General features: G+C 72.1%; 2 protein-coding genes. Both read left to right on the top strand.

The features are described from left to right. On the top strand, positions 1–1,160 hold a 1,160-nt coding region (locus tag M1E25_RS25495; protein WP_251419666.1), incomplete at its 5' end, for a cell division protein PerM. A 337-nt stretch (positions 1,161–1,497) separates the two neighbouring features. After that, complete coding sequence (locus M1E25_RS25490; RefSeq protein WP_251419664.1) at positions 1,498–2,121, top strand: CatB-related O-acetyltransferase; 624 nt, start codon at positions 1,498–1,500, stop codon at positions 2,119–2,121. Positions 2,122–2,203 lie beyond the last annotated feature (82 nt).

Genomic DNA, 2,203 nt, shown 5'->3' with positions numbered 1-2,203 from the left:
GGCCGCGGCTGCCCGTCCCGCCCGCCCTGCGCCGGCAGGCCCGGCGGCTGCCCCTGGGAGTGCGCACCCGGCTGCCGCGTCGCCGCCTTCTTGCCGCGGGGCGTGCGGCAGCCGCCGGAACCGCGGCGCTCGTCGGCGGCGGGGCCCTGCTCGTCGCCGCCTCACTGGCCTGGCACGGGACCGCCGCCCGACAGTCCTTCCCGGCCCTGTCCCAGCCGTGGCCGGGCCGTCTCGCGCTGTTCCTCCTGGCGCTCGCCCTGGTTCCCAACGCCGCGGTCTGGGCGGCCTCCTACGGGCTCGGCGCCGGGTTCGCGCTCGGCGGGGGCTGTACCACCGGACTCCCCGCGGCGGCCGGCTGTCCGGTGCCTGCGGCCTTCCCGCTGCTCGCGGCCGTTCCCCAGGGCGGCCACGGCGATCCGCTGGTCTGGGGTGCCGCTGCGGTGCCCCTCGCCGCGGGGCTCACTGCCGGCTGGTTCACCGCCCGGTCGGCCGTGGACCGTCCGGGCAGTGCGATGACCCGCCTGGGCACGGTGCTGACGGGGTTGCTCGCGGCGCTCGGCTGCGGAGCGGCCACGGCGCTCCTCGCCCGTTGGGCGGGCGGCCCGCTGGGTACGGGCGCGCTGGCCCGCTTCGGACCGGATGCCTTGGCGACGGGGGCGGCCGCGACGGTGACGACGGCGCTGATCGGCGTGATCAGCGCGCTGGTGCTGCGCGAGTGGTGGCTGGGCCGGAGGGGGGAGGGGATGCTGCACGGCCGGTCCGGGACCCGTCGGGACGGGAGGCCGGCGCCGGTGGAGTCGGGCGCCGAACCGTGGTCCGTGTGGGAGGTGGGGACGACACACCGCCCCGGCAGGCATCCGGAGGACGGCGCGGAGCCGTGGTGGCGGCTGTGGGAGCGCCCGGCCGGCCGCGCGGCACGGAAGGTCCGGAAGGTCCGGCGAGGTTGCACGTCGGGGGCGTCCGCCGTGATGCCGGAGCCCCGGACGGCGGGCGACGCGCCGCTCGGCCTGCCGGACGGGCGGGGCGCGCAGCGGGCCGGCGTTCGGTGGCGGCCCGGCCGGTTGGCAGGCCGGACCGTGCGCCTGTTGCGGTCGGTGCGGGGGGCGGCGATCCGCCGGTTCGGCCCGGGCGGCCGGTGGCGGTGCTTCCGGCGCCGCTGAATCCCGTCCGGGGTCTTCCGCAGAACCGGGTCCCGACGGCCCTGACGGGAAAGAGGTGTGATACTGGTGAGTTCGCGTATTCAACTGTCGCCTATTCCGTGGGTGAAGGCTCACTTACATCGCAGTGAGTGATCGCCAGGCGCAGTGGTGAGAACCCCCGCGACACGATCAACGACGCCTACCAATCCCCATGACTGCTGCGGCCGCTACAAGACCCGGACGTCACCGACGGACAGTAGGTGCGTGTTCTTGCAGGTGGTAAATCGTGTTCGGGTTGGCGCAGTAGCGCGATCATGGGACCGGATACTGACACGCAACCCATAAGGAATCGCTCGCCATGCCTGCGCCTGCCGACCCGACGGTGGTTCATCCGATGCCTGATCAGCCGCGAGTGGTGCTGCTCAGGCCGCTGGTGAAGTCCCAGTTGATCGAGGTCGGGGAGTACTCCTACTACGACGACCCGGACAACCCGACCGCGTTCGAGACCCGCAACGTGCTCTACCACTACGGGCCGGAGAAGCTGGTCATCGGCAAGTTCTGCGCACTGGGCACGGGAGTGCGGTTCATCATGAACGGCGCCAACCACCGCATGGACGGCCCATCGACCTTTCCCTTCCCCATCATGGGCGGCTCGTGGGCCGAGCACTTCGACCTGCTCACCGGCCTGCCGAATCGTGGTGACACCGTCGTCGGCAACGACGTCTGGTTCGGTTACGGCACGACGGTGATGCCCGGCGTACGGATCGGACACGGCGCGATCATCGGCTCCGGTGCTGTGGTCACCACAGACATGCCCGACTACGGGATCGTCAGCGGCAACCCGGCCCGNNACGTCGCCCGGCTGCTGGCGGTGGCCTGGTGGGATTGGCCTGCGGAGCACATCACCGAGCACGTGCGGACGATCATGTCGGGCAGCATCGCCGACCTGGAACTCGTCGCCCCGGATACCCGCCGCATGTGACGCGGGCACGGGAATCGTGCGGGCGACTCGACACCGGCTGATTGCTGATAGTACGGAAATGGTGATTCTTTGCAATCGGCTG

The sequence above is a fragment of the Streptomyces meridianus genome, from assembly GCF_023703325.1.
GTDB lineage: Bacteria > Actinomycetota > Actinomycetes > Streptomycetales > Streptomycetaceae > Streptomyces > Streptomyces meridianus.
Note: the sequence above shows the minus strand (reverse complement) of the source record. Positions and strands in the feature narration are given on the sequence as shown.